This is a genomic window from Brevibacillus nitrificans (genome assembly GCF_003710965.1).
Classification (GTDB): domain Bacteria; phylum Bacillota; class Bacilli; order Brevibacillales; family Brevibacillaceae; genus Brevibacillus; species Brevibacillus centrosporus.
The window spans coordinates 234,608-251,934 of sequence record NZ_RHHU01000017.1; the positions used below are offsets into that span (position 1 = coordinate 234,608).

The 17,327-nt window shown below is 52.9% G+C and carries 13 protein-coding genes; 12 read left to right on the forward strand and 1 reads right to left on the reverse strand.

Features of this window, described 5'->3' with window-relative positions:
* Positions 1–39: 39 nt before the first annotated feature.
* The 10 genes from EDM59_RS24330 to EDM59_RS24375 all read left to right on the forward strand — a co-directional run bounded on the left by EDM59_RS24330 (position 40) and on the right by EDM59_RS24375 (position 13,675).
* A complete protein-coding gene (locus EDM59_RS24330) occupies positions 40–1,125 on the forward strand; it encodes a glycoside hydrolase family 15 protein (protein ID WP_122925975.1) in 1,086 nt (361 codons plus the stop codon).
* Positions 1,126–1,277: 152 nt separating this feature from the next.
* A complete protein-coding gene (locus EDM59_RS24335) occupies positions 1,278–2,654 on the forward strand; it encodes a peptide MFS transporter (RefSeq protein ID WP_122925976.1) in 1,377 nt (458 codons plus the stop codon).
* A gap of 266 nt (positions 2,655–2,920) precedes the next feature.
* Positions 2,921–3,355, forward strand: coding sequence for a response regulator transcription factor (locus EDM59_RS24340; protein WP_122925977.1), 435 nt, complete (start codon positions 2,921–2,923; stop codon positions 3,353–3,355).
* 117 nt (positions 3,356–3,472) lie between these two features.
* Positions 3,473–4,843 carry an aspartate aminotransferase family protein gene (locus EDM59_RS24345; RefSeq protein ID WP_122925978.1) on the forward strand — a complete coding sequence of 457 codons (1,371 nt, stop codon included), beginning with the start codon at positions 3,473–3,475 and terminating at the stop codon, positions 4,841–4,843.
* A 34-nt stretch (positions 4,844–4,877) separates the two neighbouring features.
* Positions 4,878–6,596: an IucA/IucC family protein gene (locus EDM59_RS24350; protein ID WP_122925979.1), complete on the forward strand. Its 1,719-nt coding sequence runs from the start codon at positions 4,878–4,880 to the stop codon at positions 6,594–6,596.
* A gap of 69 nt (positions 6,597–6,665) precedes the next feature.
* Positions 6,666–7,904, forward strand: coding sequence for an MFS transporter (locus EDM59_RS24355; RefSeq protein ID WP_246011225.1), 1,239 nt, complete (start codon positions 6,666–6,668; stop codon positions 7,902–7,904).
* A gap of 9 nt (positions 7,905–7,913) precedes the next feature.
* Positions 7,914–9,734 (forward strand): IucA/IucC family protein, encoded by a 1,821-nt coding sequence (locus EDM59_RS24360; RefSeq protein WP_122925980.1) that lies wholly within the window; start codon positions 7,914–7,916, stop codon positions 9,732–9,734.
* Positions 9,731–11,644 (forward strand): IucA/IucC family protein, encoded by a 1,914-nt coding sequence (locus EDM59_RS24365; RefSeq protein ID WP_122925981.1) that lies wholly within the window; start codon positions 9,731–9,733, stop codon positions 11,642–11,644. The genes EDM59_RS24360 and EDM59_RS24365 overlap by 4 nt, the downstream gene beginning before the upstream one ends.
* Positions 11,645–11,672: 28 nt before the next feature.
* The gene (locus EDM59_RS24370; protein WP_122925982.1) at positions 11,673–12,314 is read left to right on the forward strand and encodes an RraA family protein; all 642 of its coding nucleotides are present in this window, start codon (positions 11,673–11,675) and stop codon (positions 12,312–12,314) included.
* A 29-nt stretch (positions 12,315–12,343) separates the two neighbouring features.
* Entirely contained in the window at positions 12,344–13,675 is a 1,332-nt protein-coding gene (locus EDM59_RS24375; protein WP_122925983.1) for an LLM class flavin-dependent oxidoreductase, read from the forward strand.
* A gap of 25 nt (positions 13,676–13,700) precedes the next feature.
* Here EDM59_RS24375 and EDM59_RS24380 read toward each other — a convergent pair whose 3' ends face one another.
* Positions 13,701–14,609 carry a DMT family transporter gene (locus EDM59_RS24380; RefSeq protein WP_122925984.1) on the reverse strand — a complete coding sequence of 303 codons (909 nt, stop codon included), beginning with the start codon at positions 14,607–14,609 and terminating at the stop codon, positions 13,701–13,703.
* Between the two features lie 160 nt (positions 14,610–14,769).
* Here EDM59_RS24380 and EDM59_RS24385 point away from each other — a divergent pair, with 160 nt between their 5' ends.
* Both EDM59_RS24385 and EDM59_RS24390 read left to right on the forward strand, forming a co-directional pair.
* On the forward strand, positions 14,770–16,221 hold the full coding sequence (locus EDM59_RS24385; protein ID WP_122925985.1) for an aminotransferase-like domain-containing protein: 1,452 nt from the start codon (positions 14,770–14,772) through the stop codon (positions 16,219–16,221).
* A 141-nt stretch (positions 16,222–16,362) separates the two neighbouring features.
* Entirely contained in the window at positions 16,363–16,905 is a 543-nt protein-coding gene (locus tag EDM59_RS24390) for a nitroreductase family protein (protein ID WP_122925986.1), read from the forward strand.
* The last annotated feature ends 422 nt before the right edge of the window (positions 16,906–17,327 follow it).

Genomic DNA, 17,327 nt, shown 5'->3' on the forward strand with positions numbered 1-17,327 from the left:
TGGGTTGAACGAGGCTCGTCTCACAGGAGGGAAAAGAGCATGACGACTGCTGAATTCATCGAGCAAAGCATTCGCATCATCACAGAACATCAGGCAGAGAGCGGAGCCTATATCGCCTCCCCTGTCTTTCGACCGTATCGATACGCATGGCTGCGAGACGGGACGTTTACCGCATATGCCATGAACCGTGCTGGGCAGCATGAGAGTGCGCGCCGGTTTTATCAGTGGTGTGATCGAGTGATTCAAAACTACGAACAGAAAGCTCGTGCTGCAATCGCTGCCGTGCAGGCTGGGGTCACTGGCGGAGGGAACGAGCGCTTTTTGCATACACGCTACACCGTAGATGGAGCAGAAGTGATTGGGGAGTGGGGCAGCTTCCAGCTCGATGGCTACGGCACATGGCTGTGGGGGCTAGCGCAGCATGTGCGGTTCAGTGGCGAAACGGCCCTGATCGAGCAGCTGCGTCCTTCCATCGATTTGACATTGGATTATCTGCAAGCCTGCTGGAGGCTGCCCAACTACGACTGCTGGGAAGAATGGGGAGATCGCCAGCACCCGGCTACGATGGCGGCGATCTACGGCGGCGCAGCAGCGATTGCCGAGTACGTACCTGATCGTGCCGAGGAGCTTGCCCGATTGGGACAGAGCATTGCGCAGTTTGTCCGGGAAGATGGAACTACGGATGGAAGATTTGCGAAATCCGTGGGAAATCCAGCTGTTGACGCCAGTTTACTATGGATAGCGGTTCCTTTTGGATTGGCGGAAGTGGATGATCCCCTTATGGTCGAAACGGTGGAAGCCGTGAAGCGAGAGCTTGTCACAGCTGGCGGAGTCCATCGCTACGCGACAGATACGTACTATGGGGGTGGGCAGTGGCCGCTGTTGACTGCCTGGCTTGGGTGGTTTTACGTACGCACGGGGCAGAAAAAGGCTGCGGCGGACCTCTTGCACTGGATGGAATCGAAATGGCAGCCATCCGGATTGCCCGAACAAGTACAGGACCATCTTGTCTCGCCAGAAGCGTATGAGCGCTGGGTAGAGAAAGAAGGAAAACCCGCTGCTCCTCTGGTATGGTCCCATGCGATGTACCTCGTGCTGGCTGCGGAGCTTCAACACGTTGGATAAGGAGCACCTTGCGTAGCAGCGAGGTGCTTTTTCCTTTCTTGCGTCGTGAACGGCTGCAAGGGAAGCGAGGATGAAAAAGACCATCGAAACAAATAGTAAAGGATGATGTTCGGGAAAAATCCAATCCTTTTTCTAGCTGGGAGCGATGACAATTGGCAGCATCTCAACAAGCACAGCACGACAAAGTCCGGCATCCTCCAGGACTGTACCTGTTGTTTTTTACAGAGATGTGGGAGCGCTTCAGCTATTACGGCATGCGTGCCCTTTTGACGCTGTATTTGACGACAGCATTGATCAGTGGTGGCCTAGGATTTGAGAAGAGCACCGCGATGAGCATTTACGGCTTTTTTACAGGAGCTGTTTATTTTACCCCGCTGTTAGGTGGTTACTTGTCGGACAGGTACATAGGCCGAAGACGCGCGATCACGATTGGTGGTTTGTTAATGGCTCTGGGAAACCTGTGCCTGTTCGCCTTGACCAATACGGCTGGTCTGTACATCGGACTGGCCCTGCTTATCATCGGTAACGGATTTTTCAAGCCGAATATCTCAACCCTTGTCGGAGAGCTGTATCCAAACGATGCGGGCAGAAAAGATGCGGCCTTTACCATCTTTTACATGGGAATCAACATCGGTGGTTTTTTTGCTCCACTGATCTGCGGTTTTCTGGCAGAGGATCTGTTTAAAACGACCGTGGATGGCGTGGATCATTTCGGCTTTCGTTTCGGCTTCTTAGCCGCGGCCATCGGGATGATCGTCGGACAGGCAATCTACAACGGCTTGGGAAACCGGTATCTGGGTGACATCGGAAAAAATACGGTAGGAGCAGCGGCTGCAAAGCAGGGGGGCACCGATGTCTCCCAAGAGCCCTTGACCCCAAAAGAAAAACAGCGCACGGCGGTGATCGTCATCATCACATGCTTTGTCATTTTCTTTTGGGCAGGGTTCGAGCAGGCAGGCAGCTCGCTGACTCTGTACGCAGACACATTTGTGGACAAGCACATCTTTGGCTGGGAAGTCCCAACATCCTGGTTCCAGTCGCTCAATCCGCTGTTTATCGTCCTTCTTGCGCCAGTGCTGTCCGCATTTTGGATCAAGCTCGCTGCGACGAAAAAAGGGGACCTCAGTATTCCCGTCAAGATGTCGCTGGGTATGATCATGCTCGGCTTGGGATACATGGTATTGATTATGGCCGTGCTGCAGACAGGCAGTGATGCGAACAACGTGGTGGTGCAGTCGAACATCCTGTTTATCATCGTGACGTATTTGCTGCATACGCTCGGCGAGTTGTTCCTGTCCCCTGTCGGACTGTCGATGGTGAGCAAGCTCGCTCCCGCCAAGCTGGCTTCCCTGCTCATGGGCGTGTGGCTGGCGAGTACAGGCGTGGCAAACGTATTGGGAGGATATTTGGCGGCCTTCACGCAGTCTCTTGGCTACTTCGAGGTATTTGGGCTGATCGGACTGATGGCCATTGTGATGGGGCTGATCCTGCTGCTTCTGTCGCGCAAGCTGGTACGGATGATGGAATAGAACAATTGATGGATCTTTCGTCGTGTTTCCGAACGGAATGAGTGGTTCTTTTGACCCTCTTTGAGAAGGGGGCGAAATCGCAGCAAGGTAAAAAACAGGCCGATCTTTCGCCAAAAGCAGGGGGGAGATCGGTCTATTTGCAATGTGTAGGTATTCCTTTTTTTAGGAGAAATTCCGCTTGATTTTTTCGGATGAGCAGAGGAAAATATAGATGATATTGATAATTATTATCAATTAATTCCATAATCCATGAGGTGATAGGCAGCATGTCGATAACGAAAGTGCGATTGACGATTGATTCGAATCTTAAGGATGAACAGGAGCGAGCCAAGCTGGCGGAGCTGCACCAATTCGTTGTCAGCCATATCATGAGTTTGGAATTTCAAGAGGGTGTCAAAGTAACCATGGAGTACGGATCTCAAGCCGAGTCCGGGCAGGAAGACTTGGTCGAAGCAGATGCACAGGAGTGGGGGGGCCTGAGTGACAGGCAGCGTCAAATCGCCAGAATGCTTTGCCAGCATTACTCCATTAAACGGATTGCAGAAGAACTATACGTCAGCGTAAATACCGTGAAAAAGCACATTCAAAACGTGAAGAAAACGTTAAACATCGAAGCATCTGGAGCCGATTTTATTTACGCTCTGGAGCAATTGCTGCAGCGGGGCAAAACGGAGGGGAAGGAGCATACTCAAATCGAATAACGCACATTATCCATTTGGAGAATTTACTCCCCTGAGGCTTGTTGATATTCTAAGAACAGATATAAAGTTATTGATATTGATTATCAATATCAAATATCGAAAACAAGCTTCTAAGGAGTGGTTCGAGTGGGGAATTCCAACAATGAGCGTTATCTGGAGAGCCAGGCGGCAAGGGAATCCAATGCGAGATCGTATCCTAGGAGACTTCCCATCGCGATTCTGGAGGCGGAAGGCATCCATGTAAAAGATATGGATGGCAAAGTCTATTACGATTGCTTGGCTGGAGCCGGAACGCTGGCTTTAGGTCACAATCATCCGGTCGTCGTGGATGCGATCAGGCAGATGCTGGAGCATAAGCGTCCCCTGCACACCTTGGACTTGACGACTCCGCTTAAGGAGCAGTTTGTGGACGAAGTTTTTGCGAGTCTGCCCGAAGCGTTCGCTAAAGATGCGCGCATCCAATTTTGCGGACCGACAGGGGGCGATGCCATCGAAGCGGCGATCAAGCTGGTAAAGACCGCGACAGGCAATCGCAGCATCCTGGCTTTCCAGGGTGGCTATCACGGTTCGACGCACGCGACGATGAGTTTGAGCGGCACGCTCGGTCAAAAAGAGAAGATCAACGGCTTGATCCCGGACGTGCACCACTTGCCGTATCCTTATGCCTATCGTTGCCCGTTTGGGGTTGGCGGCGAGGAGACGCACCGCATCAGCAGTAAGTACATAGAGAATTTGCTCCGTGATCCGGAAAGCGGCATTGTGTCCCCGTGCGGAATGATCCTCGAGGTCGTTCAGGGAGAAGGGGGCTCCATCCCTGCCCCGATCGAATGGCTCAAGGAGATTCGCCGGATTACAAAAGAACGGAATATTCCGCTTATTATCGATGAAGTGCAGACTGGGATCGGCAGAACCGGCAAGATGTTCGCCTTTGAGCATGCGGGCATTATTCCGGATGTGCTCGTACTCTCCAAGGCTATCGGCGGCAGCTTGCCACTCTCGGTCGTGATTTACCATAAAAAGTACGATGTCTGGAAGCCAGGCGCACACATCGGTACGTTCCGCGGAAACCAATTAGCGATGGCGGCGGGTCTGGCTACCTTGACATACATCAGGGAACATAACCTTCCGGAAAAGGTGGCTCAGCTTGGTGAGCGTTTATCTGATCACTTGCTAGAGCTGAAAAGGAACGTCGCGTTTATCGGAGACGTGCGTGGACGCGGACTGATGATCGGTGTGGAAGTGGTGAATGCCGATGAGCAGCAGGATTCGTTGGGGCATTATCCCGCTCATCCCAAGCTGGCTAGCCGTATTCAGCAAGAATGCCTCAAGCGCGGACTGATTTTGGAGGTTGGCGGCAGACATTCCGCCGTGATGCGTTTCTTGCCTCCGCTCATCGTAACCGAAGAACAAGTCGACGAGATTGCCCGTATTTTCAGCGAAGCGGTTCACGTGGCATGCGAAGCTTACCACACGGCCAAGATCGTGTGATGGAGTCTCAGGAGAGAGGAGAGACCGAGGAAGAATGCTAGGACAACAAACGAATGTATCTGTTTCCAAAAGCAGTGCAGAGCTGGCAGAGCAAGCGACGATTCGTGCCGTGTTGAACAGTTATTTGCGGGAAACGAAAGCCCCCTTGGAGACAGAGCGAGACGTATTCATCCTCAAGCTCCCTGCTATCGGGAAATCCATCACGGGAGAGCTGCTGTATTCCTCTGCTATCGGGCAGCATGCCTATGGGCCTGTCTTCCACGAGATCATGCCAGACGGAACGCTTCGGCAACTGGAGATGTCCTCGTTGACGAGACTTTTGCTGGATGAGCTGGGCGCAAAGGAAACACCCGACCTTCGCAGCGCCTACGTAAGTCAGCTGATGACGCATATCGAAAACAGCTACCGCAAGATGAGCATGCATCTCGAGTATTACCAGAACCACCGACAGTCCCTAGTAAACGGAAAGCTGGACTGCATCAAATCGGAGCAATCGCTCTATTACGGACACCCGTTTCATCCGTATCCCAAAAGCTCGGAAGGCTTTCGGGATGAGGAACTGGCCACATACAGTCCAGAAATGGGCGCTGCTTTTCAGCTGCATTACTTCGCGATTCACGAGGAGCTGGTTTACGAAGAATGGCTTGAAGGCCACGGCCCGAAGCTTCCTGACGAAGTGAAAGTACACGCCAAACAACAAGTGGCCGACGGGGCAGGCACATACAAGATCGTGCCCATGCATCCGTGGCAAGCCGCCTTTGTGTTTCAGCTGCCACAGGTTCAGGCGCGGCTCCAACGAGGCGAAATCATAAGCCTGGGCTTGCTTGGTCCCGTGTTCTATCCGACTTCATCGGTACGAACGGTTTGGAACCCGGCAGGAGGATACGGATACAAGCTGCCTTTGCATGTCCGGATTACCAATTTGGTACGGGAGAACTCGTGGGAGCAAGCAAGAAGGACGATGGATGCGGCAAAAGTGATTCATCACTTGCGAGACGATATCCAATCGGATTCTTTCCGAATTTTGTCGGAGACAGGTTTCAGCCATGTCCGAATCGATTCATCCGTAGATGCTTCGCCGTATTTTACCGTGATTCACCGACCGATTGTCTTGGAGAACGACTCCACGTATGTGGTGGCGTCCCTCTTAGAAAGCTTTCCGGGTGAGACGGAGCCCAAATTGATCCAGGCCATCCGGCAAAGCGACCAGGGGCGGCTGCCAGATCTGGACCTTTGGCTGGAGCGCTACCTGCAAATATCGCTGCTTCCTTTGATGCGGCTTTTCGCAAACAGAGGGATCAGCTTTGAGGCGCATTTGCAAAACTCCTTAGTCTCCCTCAAACACGGATGGCCGGACTGCTACTATGTGCGGGATCTGGAAGGGGTCAGTATCGACCGCCAAGCAGCGGCACAGTCGGGCTGGATTGGCACTCTCGTAGACGCAGACAGTCCTGTTCTCTACGAGGAAGCCCAGGCGTGGGGGAGGACCAAATACTATTTCATTGTCAATCATCTGGGCTCCCTCATCCACACGATTGCGGCTTATCGGCAGGTAGGCGAGGAGCATTACTGGCGCATCGTCCAAAAGCTTTTGCAGCAGGAAAAGGCGACGGCAGGCAAACGGCTTCTTTCTTACCTAAACGATCTGCTCCAGAGTGATGCTTTACCTGCGAAAGCGAATTTGCGCAGTTGTTTTCTAAAAAGGGGAGAGACACCACTGTTTGTCGACATCCCGAATCCGATGAAGGAATAATTTCCGCGCTCCCACATCCGACTTGTTCCAATTGTGACGAAAGCAGGAAGAAAGGAATGTGTCGTTCGCGTGGAAAAGTGGAGACGAAATCTGTACATCTTGTACGTGGGTCAATTTCTGGCGATGGCTTCGATGAGCTGTGTGACACCGTTTCTCCCCCTTTATTTACAGGAGATGGGGCTGACGGATCACGATGAGGTCTTGCTATGGTCAAGTCTCATTTATGGAGCCAATCTGCTGACGGCTTTTCTTTTTGCACCGATCTGGGGCAAGGTCGCAGATCAACACGGTCGGAAACTCATGCTGATACGTTCCGGACTGGGCATGGCCATTACCATCTCGCTGATGGGGGTGGCCAGCGGTCCCATTCATCTGCTGCTTTTGCGTCTGCTAAATGGTGTCTTGTCTGGATTCAGTCCAGCCGCAATCGCATTGACGGCCACGAACACGCCGAAAGAAAAGAGTGGCTATGCACTAGGCATCCTGCACTCCGGCTCTGTGGCAGGAACCATTTGCGGACCGCTGCTAGGCGGCTTACTCGCTGACCAGTTTGGCTTTCGTGCCGTTTTTTTCGCCACCGGCTGCTGCATTTTGGCAGCGACGCTGATCGTCATTTTTGGGGTCACCGAGCATTTTGAAAAGAAGGGAGAGAAAGCGGAAAAGACCGGCTTCGTGGACGATTTCAAACAGATTGTCGCGAGGAAACCGATTGCTTCTCTGATTCTATCGGCTGCCATCGTCAGAACGGCGATGATCGGTACGCTGCCGCTTATTCCGTTGTATGTGCAGCTTTTGGCCCCCAGTCAGGACAACGTGGTCTTGTTCGCGGGAATGGCCACAGCTGCGATGGGAATCGCCAATATGATCGCTGCCCCGCAGTTGGGGAAGCTCGGGGACAAATTTGGCTCACACCGTATTTTTATCGGCGCGGTGAGCGGAGCCATCTTGTTTTTTGTCCCGCAAGCGTTTGTTCAGAATCTGTGGCAGTTGATCGCTCTGCGCTTTGGGACAGGTGCCTGCCTGGGTGGATTGATGCCTTCTGTCAATGCGCTCATCCGCCAATTTGCGCCAAAGGGGATGGAGAGCAGGACATACAGCTATGTAAACTGCGCCTGCTTTTTGGGAGGGCTCGTCGGCTCGCTAGGCATGGGAGCAATCGCATCCTGGTTTGGTCTGCCGATGATCTTCATAGGCTCAGCAGTCCTGTTGCTGTTGAACCTTGTCTGGATGAAAGTGGCTGTCTATCCGCAAATTCGTCGCGAGCAAGAAGAGACTTCGCTTTTGCGTGATCAGCAAATAGCAAAATGAGGTGGAACGATGTATACATTTGCCAAGATGCGTACCGACCATTCTGATTTATATACCAAAGTAGAAGAACGTGTTTTGTGCCAGCTGATGGAGGCTGTTATCTACGAAGAAATCGTCCTGCCGCGAAAAGAGCTCTTTGCAAACCGCTCTGCCGAAGAAAAGTATGCACTGCCAGGTACGGCCAAATCAGGCGAGACGGTAGCCTATGTGTTTTCTTGCAAGCAATACTTTACTTTTGAACGAGTCCGTATCGAGCGGGGAAGCATGCGGCGCATAGACGCGCGGGGAGAGCGAGCAAAGGTTTCGCTGCCTCTGTTTGTGCAGGAGGTGCTCGGTCAAGTCCAAAGCGACGAGCGCTTGGCGATCTTGCTTGAAGAGCTGGAGCAGACTTTGCTCAAAGATTTGCAGGCACAAATACACAGGTCCGAAACGAGGGAAGGCCACCATCCAGCTGCCTATGATGACTGGGAAAGCCTTTTGGACGGACATCCTTACCATCCCTGCTATAAATCGCGGATCGGCTTTCACTTGAAGGAAAATGAGCAGTACGGACCTGAATTTCAAGCCAATCTGCAGCCGGTTTGGCTGGCCGTTGCCAAATCGGAAAGCCTCCTAGCGGTAAAAGAGGACATCGACTATCCTGCCTTCATCGAGGAAGAGCTGGGGCATCAAATCTATCAGGATTATGTCGCTCGCATGCACGAAAAAGGGCTGGATGTCAAAGATTACTGGATCATGCCCGTCCATCCGTGGCAGTGGGAAAATATCATTCTCCCGACGTTTCATAGTCAGCTGGCTGAACAAAAGATCGTCCAGCTCGGCTTCGGCAAAGACTGCTACCGTGCCCAGCAATCGATCCGCAGCTGGGCGAACGCTGTGCACAGAGAGAAATCCTACATGAAGCTGGCGCTAAACATCACGAATACCTCTACGAGAAGGATGCTGGCAAAGCATACGGTCATGAACGCACCGCTCGTGACCAACTGGCTGCTGTCGCTGACGGCACAAGATGAAGTAGCGAAGAAGCTGGACTTTCCATTTTTAGGTGAGTTTGCAGGGGTCTCTTACGATTACGAGAAGCTTCCCACTGCTGTCCAGCTGCAAGCGTACGGGAGTCTCGGTGTTGTCTGGAGGCAAAGCGTTCACCGCTTCTTAAAGGAGGATGAGCAAGCGTTTCCGTTTCACGCGCTGAGTCTCATCTACCAAGAAAAGCCTGTGATTGACAAATGGGTGCGCCAGCATGGCCTGGAAGCCTGGACACGTCAGCTGCTTGAAGTGACCGTCACGCCTCTGATTCATATGCTGTATGCACACGGACTGGCCTTGGAATCCCACGCCCAAAATATCGTGTTGATCCATAAAAACGGGTGGCCGTCTCGTGTGGCTCTGAAAGATTTTCACGACGGGGTGCGTTTCTCCAAAGCGCATTTGCCCAGGCCAGATCTATGCCCGGACCTGAACCGGGAGCCAGCTCACCATCGCGCTCTCAACCGTCACTCTTACATGCAAACGGACGATTTGGCTGCCGTGAAAGACTTTTTGCACAGTGCTTTTTTCTTTGTGTGCCTAAGCGAGCTGGGAATCTTTTTGCACGAGCAGTACGCGCTTTCGGAACAGAAGTTTTGGGGAATGGTAGCCGAGGTCATCTACTCCTACCAAGAAGACTATCCAGAGCATCAGCAAAATTTTGAATGGTACGATTTGTTCTCGCCAACCATTCTGATTGAACAGCTGGCGCGCCGCCGCATGTGGAAAGACACGGAAGTCGAACCAAAGCCAGTGCCGAATCCTCTCTATTATTATCGATCCCTGCGAGGAGGCGAAGCATGAAGATGAAAGAGGTAGGGTATGAGGTAGAACAACTCGTCATGGAGGATTTGGTCAATGCGCTGCTCGCGGAACGTTTCTTTGAAAAACACCCCCATGTCGAGCTTTTATCCCGAGTCGAATGGGAAGCGATCGTTCGAAGCGATGCCGTGATGCAGGCGATACATAGCCAATTCGATTTTGCTCACGAGCAAGTGCCTGTTTACCGCTGGAGCTTGGGTTCGGAGCAGGGAGGGACGGTCGTCTTTCCTGTGCAGCCTGCCATCGTGCAGTCCTATCGCTTTCTAGCATCTGCTGGCATGTATGAAGCCCGGCAGATCGAAGACCAGGTATCCGTGACAAGGCTGGGGCCAGTGGAGCTCATGCGGCATCTGCAAGATCTGTACGCCCATGATTCCATCACGATCCATCCCGATAGTGCCGAGCAATTCAAGCGGATGCTAGGCGAAACATTGCTGCAGACATCCTGGGCGCTGGAAAACGCACAGCCAAAAAAGGTGCTGGCTCTTCCCGCAAAGGCAGCATTCCTGGAAGCAGAGAGAAAGGCGGCTTTTCGGGATCGTCCCTTTCATCCAGTTTCCAAAGCAAAGCTGGGATGGGGCAGTGAAGAGTGCCGCCGCTATACGATTGAGCATGGTCAGCCAATCCAGCTGAACTGGATGGCAGTAAAGCGTGAGCGCTTGGTTTCGGGTCAGCCAAACGGTCCTTCTCCCATGACGGGATTGCTCTCGGACGAAGAACGTCATCTGCTCGAAACGGAAATGAGCGAGCGAGGACTGTCCACCGAAAACTATGTGCCGATACCCGTCCATCCTTGGCAGATGGCGGAAGTCTTGCCGAATCTGCTGCATGCAGAGCTTGCGCAAGGGATATGCGTGCCCTTACAGTCGCAAGCTGGCACCTATTCCGCTACCTCCTCTGTTCGTTCTTTACTTCCGGTCGGGAAAGGAACCCATCACGTGAAGCTGCCCATTGGCATTCGTTCTCTTGGGGGACTCCGCTATCTTTCGGCAGTCAAGCTGATGAACGGCCAATGCGCAGAGCAGCTGCTTCGTCAGGCTGTAGAACGAGACACGGAATTGAGGAATCGCCTGTTTTTATGCGATGAAACACAGTGGTGGGCCTATTTGCCTGAGAGCCGTGACTTGTTTGCCGACTACCCGCGGCATTTGTCTGCCATGGTCAGACAATACCCGGCTGACTTGCTTGCGGACGTTGAGGTTCGTCTTGTACCGATGTCTGCTCTGGCTGTCTTTGAGCGTGGCGGAGCAGGTCATTTATTCGACGAGTGGTTGTCCATCATCGGCCAGGAACAGAGCGAGTCATCGATTCTGCAGCTGTGCAAAGAGGTCTTCCTGCCGTTTTTAGAGAGTAGCTTCCGCCTGTTCCGACTCGGGATGATGCCTGAAATCCATGGGCAAAACGTCGTCCTCGTCTGGCGGAAAGGTGAAATCACGGGGCTTTTGCTTCGCGATCATGACTCGCTGCGGGTCCATGTGCCTTGGCTTCGCGCGAACGGCCTGGAGGATCCGAGGTATACCTTGCGCCCCGGCGTACCGGAGTCTCTCTATCATCAAACACCGGAGAACCTGCTGTCCTTTTTCCAAATGCTCGGGATTCACGTGAACAGCTACGGCATGATCGATGCGGTATCCAAGTATTACGGCGTGGAAGAAGAAAAGCTGTGGAGGGTATTGCTGGAGAGCATTGAGCAGGCGATGAAGCAAGCGGATCTGCCGGATGAAGTGACAGTGGTCCTGCGCGCGTGCCTGTTGGAAAAGGCGGAGTGGCCCTGGAAAGAAGTCATACGTCCACTGGTCAAGCAGCATGCCAAGGTACCTAGCAGCATGCCCTATTCAAAAGGTGAAGCGCAGAATCCGTTTCATGCCATGTCTCGCGTTTTGACTTCCTAGATAAGTCTGGATAGAAGGGAGGAACCGTATGTTTCGCATCGAGCCGAGAGTGCAAGGGGTAACACCAGAGCTTTTGGAGCTATATCGCGAAATCAGTCCTTCGACGATTGGTCATATGACGGATTTCGGTTTCCTGAATGGCATAAGCCCGCTGTTTCGCCCGATTTCCCTCTTAGGAAACGCAGTGACCGTTCGAATCCCGCATATGGACGCTACGGCGATTCGTCATGCACTCGATCAGGCAGAGCCCGGAGACGTTTTGGTGATAGATATGTCAGGCGATGACCAACGCGCTTGCTGGGGGGAATTTCGCACCTATGCAGCCATGGCCAAAAAGCTGGCAGGTGTCATCGTCGCAGGCTGCGTGGCCGATGTGCGAGTGATCACGAGTCTCGGGTTTCCCGTATACTCCAAGGGCATCAGTGCACTCAACACCCGGTCGCTGCAGCTGGAGGGAGAGGTCAACACGCCTGTCAGTGTTTGCGGAGTAAGCGTCATGCCCGGTGATCTAGTCGTGGGCGATGACGACGGCGTTTTCGTGATTAGCCCGAAGCATGCGACAGAGATCGGACTTCGCGCGCTGGAAAAGCAGCGCAGAGAGGCAAAGAAACGGCAAGAGTACGGCTATGATCAGCTTCTCGAGGGGGCTCTCAAAGGGAAGAGCGTATAGATCGTGAAGAAAACAACGAGGTGATTTCCATGAGTCAAACAAAACGACAGCTTCATCTCAACTTGTTTATCATGAGTACCGGGCATCACGAAGCATCCTGGCGTCATCCGGATGCCTCTCCGCATATGGCGACCAGCATTGAGTATTATCAAAAGCTCGCACAAACAGCGGAGCGAGGAAAAATGGATTCGATCTTCCTCGCCGAAAAATACCGATTGCCGAAATCGATCCAGCATCGCGTGATCCCGCAGATGGAAGCTTTTACGCTGTTGTCCGCGATTGCAGCGGTGACCAAGCGGATCGGCCTGACAGCCACTGCATCGACGACCTACAATGAGCCCTACCATATCGCGAGAAAGTTTGCGTCGTTGGACCACATCAGCGGGGGACGGGCGGGCTGGAACATCGTCACTTCCACCGGGGATGCAACCGCGAGAAACTTCAGTCGCGAGGAGCATATGGATCATCGAGCCCGCTATGACAGAGGCAGAGAGTTTGTGGAAGTGGTCAAGCGTCTGTGGGACAGCTGGCAAGAGGATTCACTCGTGATCGATAAGGAGTCGGGAATCTACGCCGACCTCGGAAAAATTCAAGCGGCGGATTTTAAGGGGGAGCATTTTTCCGTTCGCGGCGCGCTCAATATTCCTCGTTCGCCGCAAACGTATCCAGTACTGGTGCAGGCAGGCTCCTCCGAGGACGGGAAGGAATTTGCAGCAGAGCTGGCGGAAGTCGTGTTCACCGTGCAGCACACGTTGGAAGACGCGATTGCCTTTTACGCGGATGTGAAGAATCGGGCGAGAAAATACGGTCGCAGTGCAGAGCAAATAAAGATTTTGCCAGGCTTTATTCCGTATGTCGGTGATACGGAGGCAGAGGCGAGGGACAAGGAACGGGAGCTAAACGAGCTGAGCGTATCGGCTTATGGAATCCAATGCCTGTCCGACACGCTGCAAAAGGATATGTCCAAATACCCGCTGGATGGGCCTGTTCCTTTGGACGAACTGCCATCCGTTCATGAAATCAAGGGACAGCAGGCGCGCTTTCAGCTGTACGTAGATTTGGCGCGGCGGGAGAACCTGACGATCCGCGAGCTCATTATCCGTACAGCAGGCGGCAGGGGGCATTTTACCTTTGCGGGCACCCCTGTACAAATAGCAGACGTGCTGGAAAAATGGTTCCGCAGCGGGGCCGCAGATGGCTTCAATCTAATGCCGCCTTTGCTGCCTGTCGGTTTGGATGATTTCGTTACAAAAGTCATACCTGAATTGCAAAATCGGGGCATTTATCGCACAGAGTACGAGGGCCGCACACTGCGGGAGCATCTCGGCGTTGATGTGGAAAGCCTCCATCAAAAGGTCTAAGCATAAAAGGAAGGAAGCCAGGCTGCTACGTGCCGAGCTTCCTTCTTTTTTCTGTGAGAGCGGGTGTATGCCCAGATTTTAACGTCGCGAACAACACCCCGCCCAAGGTAACGATCCCCCCTGCGAGCGACAGCCAGCTCGGGACTTCGCCAAGCCAGACCCACGCGATGGCAAAAGCGAGGGCAGGCGTCAAGTAGAGAGAGCTCGTCGCCTCGGAGGTGCCGATCCTCGAAATGACGTAGGCGAGAGCGAGATAAGCCAGCACGGTCGGGAAGATGCCCAGGTACAGGACACTGAGAGTCACTTCGGCAGGCGCTTGGGCAATCGCCGTACCCAATCCTGGCAAGGCATAGAGCATGAAAAATGTGCCTCCCCAGATGGTGTAAGCGGTAAAAGCGAGGAAGCCGTATTTCTCGATATAGGACTTCTGGAAAGTAAAGTAGATGCTCTCCGAAAAGGAAGCCAGCAAAATGAGGAAGATCCCGCTGTTCCACTGAAACGGCTCTCCCGTACCAATCGAGCTGATCATGACACCGAGAAACCCTAGGAAAGAGCCCACCCAGCCCCTCCATCCGAATCGCTCGCGATAAAACAGCAGGGCGAGCATCGAAGCAAACAGGGGCGTCGTAGAAACGAAAAGGCTGGCTACCCCGGCGCTGATAGTCTGTTCTCCGTAATTGAGCGCCACATGGTAGACGGTAAAGCCCAGTCCGCCAAACAGCAGCAAGGCGGGAATGTCCCTGCGATCAGGCAGGGGAATCCGAAAGAGAAGGGCTAACAGCAGCAATAGGGCAGACCCGATGAGAAAGCGCAGCAGCGATAGCTGATCAGGTGAGTAAGCGACCAGACCCATGCGAATTCCGGGAAAGGCAGAGGCCCAGATCAGGATGCTAAAGCACTGCGCCAGAAGTAGGCCGAGCTGAGATGGTTTCATGGGATCGACTGGTCCTCTCTGCAAGAAAATTCAATCAAAAAGAAAGAAACGGAAGCGAGTAGCTGTTTTCATCTTAAATTCGAATTGATAAAATAGCTTCAACCAGTTGCGTCAAACAAAACCCAACCACTTTGCCCGTGAAAGGTAAACGAGAGGGCGGATGATCGTGAGCAAAACAGCAGTAGGCACAAGCAAAAAACAACCCAAATACAAACAAATTATCAACCACATAAAAGAGAAGATTTCCACAGGAGAATGGCCGATTGGAAGTGTCATCCCCAGCCAGCGCGAATTGGCTGTGCATTTTGGGGTGAACCGCAGCACCGTCATCACCGCACTGGAAGAGCTGGTGGCGGATGGATTGCTGGAAGGAAAAATTGGGATGGGAACAGTCGTCATCAACAACACATGGACCCTGCTGGCGACCAATCCACCGCCTGATTGGAACGAGTATGTACAATCCGGGCTGCACAAGCCGAGTCAGGCTGCTGTACAGGAGATCAATCGGGATGAGTCCAACAAGAGCTTGATTCAGCTCAGCAAAGGGGAACTGGCACCCGACATCTTTCCGTTAGCGACGATGAAAGCCGTCATGCAGCGCGTGACCGATCGTCTGGAAACGTTTGGCTACGAGGAGCCGCGGGGATATTTGCCGTTGCGTCAGGCTCTGAGCGACTATGTCAAAGGGTTTGGTATCGATGCATCTCCTTCCTCGATCCTGATCGTGTCGGGAGGCTTGCAGGCTCTCCAGCTCATTGCAGTCGGGCTTTTGCACCGGGGCTCGACTGTTTTTTTGGAACGTCCTTCTTACGTGTATTCCTTGCACGTGTTTCAGTCAGCGGGGATGAAGCTGTCCGGACTGCCGATGGATCAGCAGGGGCTGATGCCCGGGGCCATTTCGGAGCAAAAGAAACTGAGGAGTGGGGATATTCTCTATACCATCCCCTGTTATCACAATCCGACCGGTGTGCTCATGTCAGAAAAAAGACGCCAGGAGCTTCTCGGCGTCTGTGAAGAAGTGCGCTTGCCTGTCATGGAGGACGACATCTACCGTGAGCTGTGGCTGGATGAACCGGCACCACCTCCGCTTAAAGCCATGGACAAGCATGGACACGTCCTGTATTTGGGGAGTCTTTCAAAGTCGCTGACACCGGGTCTGCGCATCGGCTGGATCATTGGCCCGGAGCCTGTCATCGAGCGCTTGGCGGATATCAAAATGCAAACGGATTACGGGGCAAGCTCGCTGTCGCAAAGAGTAGCAGCGGAATGGCTGTCAAGCGGTCTGTACAGCCAGCATACGCAAAGGGTGAGAGAGGAGCTGAAAATACGCAGGGCAGCGATGCTGGGAGCTTTGGAGCTGCATATGAAAGAGTTAGCCGACTGGCATACTCCAGCGGGAGGCTTTTTTATCTGGCTAAAAATCAGAGCGAAGGTATCCATGCTGGAGCTGTTCAGCAAAGCATCCCGTCAAGGCGTGCTCCTGAATCCGGGGAACATTTACGCCCAGGAAACGGATGGGTACTTGCGGCTTTCCTACGCATATGCTGCGTTGCCACAGCTGGAGCAAGGGGTACGCAAGCTGAGTGAAATCGTCGCCAGCCTGAGCAGATGACGCTCGGGCTTTCTTTTTTTCTGTTCCTGCAGGTGATTTCTACGAAGTGCTACTTGATTTTACGAGGAGGGAACGTTAACATATGGTAATGAGAACCATTATCAAAAGAAGAACATTCTTTTTAAAGGGTGATACGATACCATGTCCATCTCCAAAGTGATTCGCGAGCGCCGCTCGATAAAAAAAGACTATAAGCCCGATGCCGTTCCCGAGAAGCTCGTTCTCGAGCTGCTCAATGACGCTGTTTACGCACCGAACCATGGTCTTCGTGAGCCTTGGCGATTTTTGTTCATCTCGACGGAAAGCAAAGAGACCTTTATCGAGCGGATGCTCCCGGTATACGCTCCAGAGCAAAGAGAGACACGCCGACAGCTGTTCAGTGAGCCTGCTGCCTTTTTGATCGTGATTATGAAAGAGGATCCGCGTCAAAAGCAGTGGGAAGAAGATTTCAGCGCGACTTGTGCCATGATCCAAAACTTTCAGCTGCTAGCTTGGGAGCGTGGCCTCGGAGTCGTATGGAAGACCAATCCGCATAACTGGGATCCAAAAGCACATCAAGTGATGGGGGTTCAGCCGGGGGAAAAAATCGTCGGCTTCCTGCACCTCGGGTTTTTCGAGCCAGAATCTACACCAAAGGCAGGACCACGTACGCCAGCCGAGAACAAGTTTACGAGATTTGCTTAATAGAAACGAAAATCAAGCGAGCTTCCTTTGAGGAGGGCTCGCTTTCTTTTTTGGCATGAAAAAAGCCCGCCCGAGCTAGAAGGGGGCTATTCGGGCGGCAAATGGAGGACGATATGTCCATCGTAGGGTCTGACAATCTCTATGATAGCGGCGGGATGTTAAGGAACCGTAGAGACAACATAAAGCGTTTGTTAATTTTTAGGCAGGCAAGCACCCGTTTTCTTTCAAATGGGGTTTTGGCTAGACAGGCATCCATACGGACGTGAGAGGTTTGTCATATCGTGAGAGTAAGTTCGCTGTGCATGCGCAAAACACAGTAACTTTACCTTGTCAGGAGAGGGGAGAGAGACGATGGGATTCGGTTTTGGCTTTGGCAACGGCGGTTTTCTGTGGATCATTCTCATTATTCTTCTGATCGCGGC

Coding starts and splice junctions, on each gene's coding strand:
- EDM59_RS24370 (WP_122925982.1), top strand. CDS start 11,673: ATGTTTCGCATCGAGCCGAGAGTGCAAGGGGTAACACCAGAGCTTTTG.
- EDM59_RS24375 (WP_122925983.1), top strand. CDS start 12,344: ATGAGTCAAACAAAACGACAGCTTCATCTCAACTTGTTTATCATGAGT.
- EDM59_RS24340 (WP_122925977.1), top strand. CDS start 2,921: ATGTCGATAACGAAAGTGCGATTGACGATTGATTCGAATCTTAAGGAT.
- EDM59_RS24360 (WP_122925980.1), top strand. CDS start 7,914: ATGTATACATTTGCCAAGATGCGTACCGACCATTCTGATTTATATACC.
- EDM59_RS24330 (WP_122925975.1), top strand. CDS start 40: ATGACGACTGCTGAATTCATCGAGCAAAGCATTCGCATCATCACAGAA.
- EDM59_RS24365 (WP_122925981.1), top strand. CDS start 9,731: ATGAAGATGAAAGAGGTAGGGTATGAGGTAGAACAACTCGTCATGGAG.
- EDM59_RS24380 (WP_122925984.1), bottom strand. CDS start 14,609: ATGAAACCATCTCAGCTCGGCCTACTTCTGGCGCAGTGCTTTAGCATC.
- EDM59_RS24385 (WP_122925985.1), top strand. CDS start 14,770: ATGATCGTGAGCAAAACAGCAGTAGGCACAAGCAAAAAACAACCCAAA.
- EDM59_RS24390 (WP_122925986.1), top strand. CDS start 16,363: ATGTCCATCTCCAAAGTGATTCGCGAGCGCCGCTCGATAAAAAAAGAC.
- EDM59_RS24350 (WP_122925979.1), top strand. CDS start 4,878: ATGCTAGGACAACAAACGAATGTATCTGTTTCCAAAAGCAGTGCAGAG.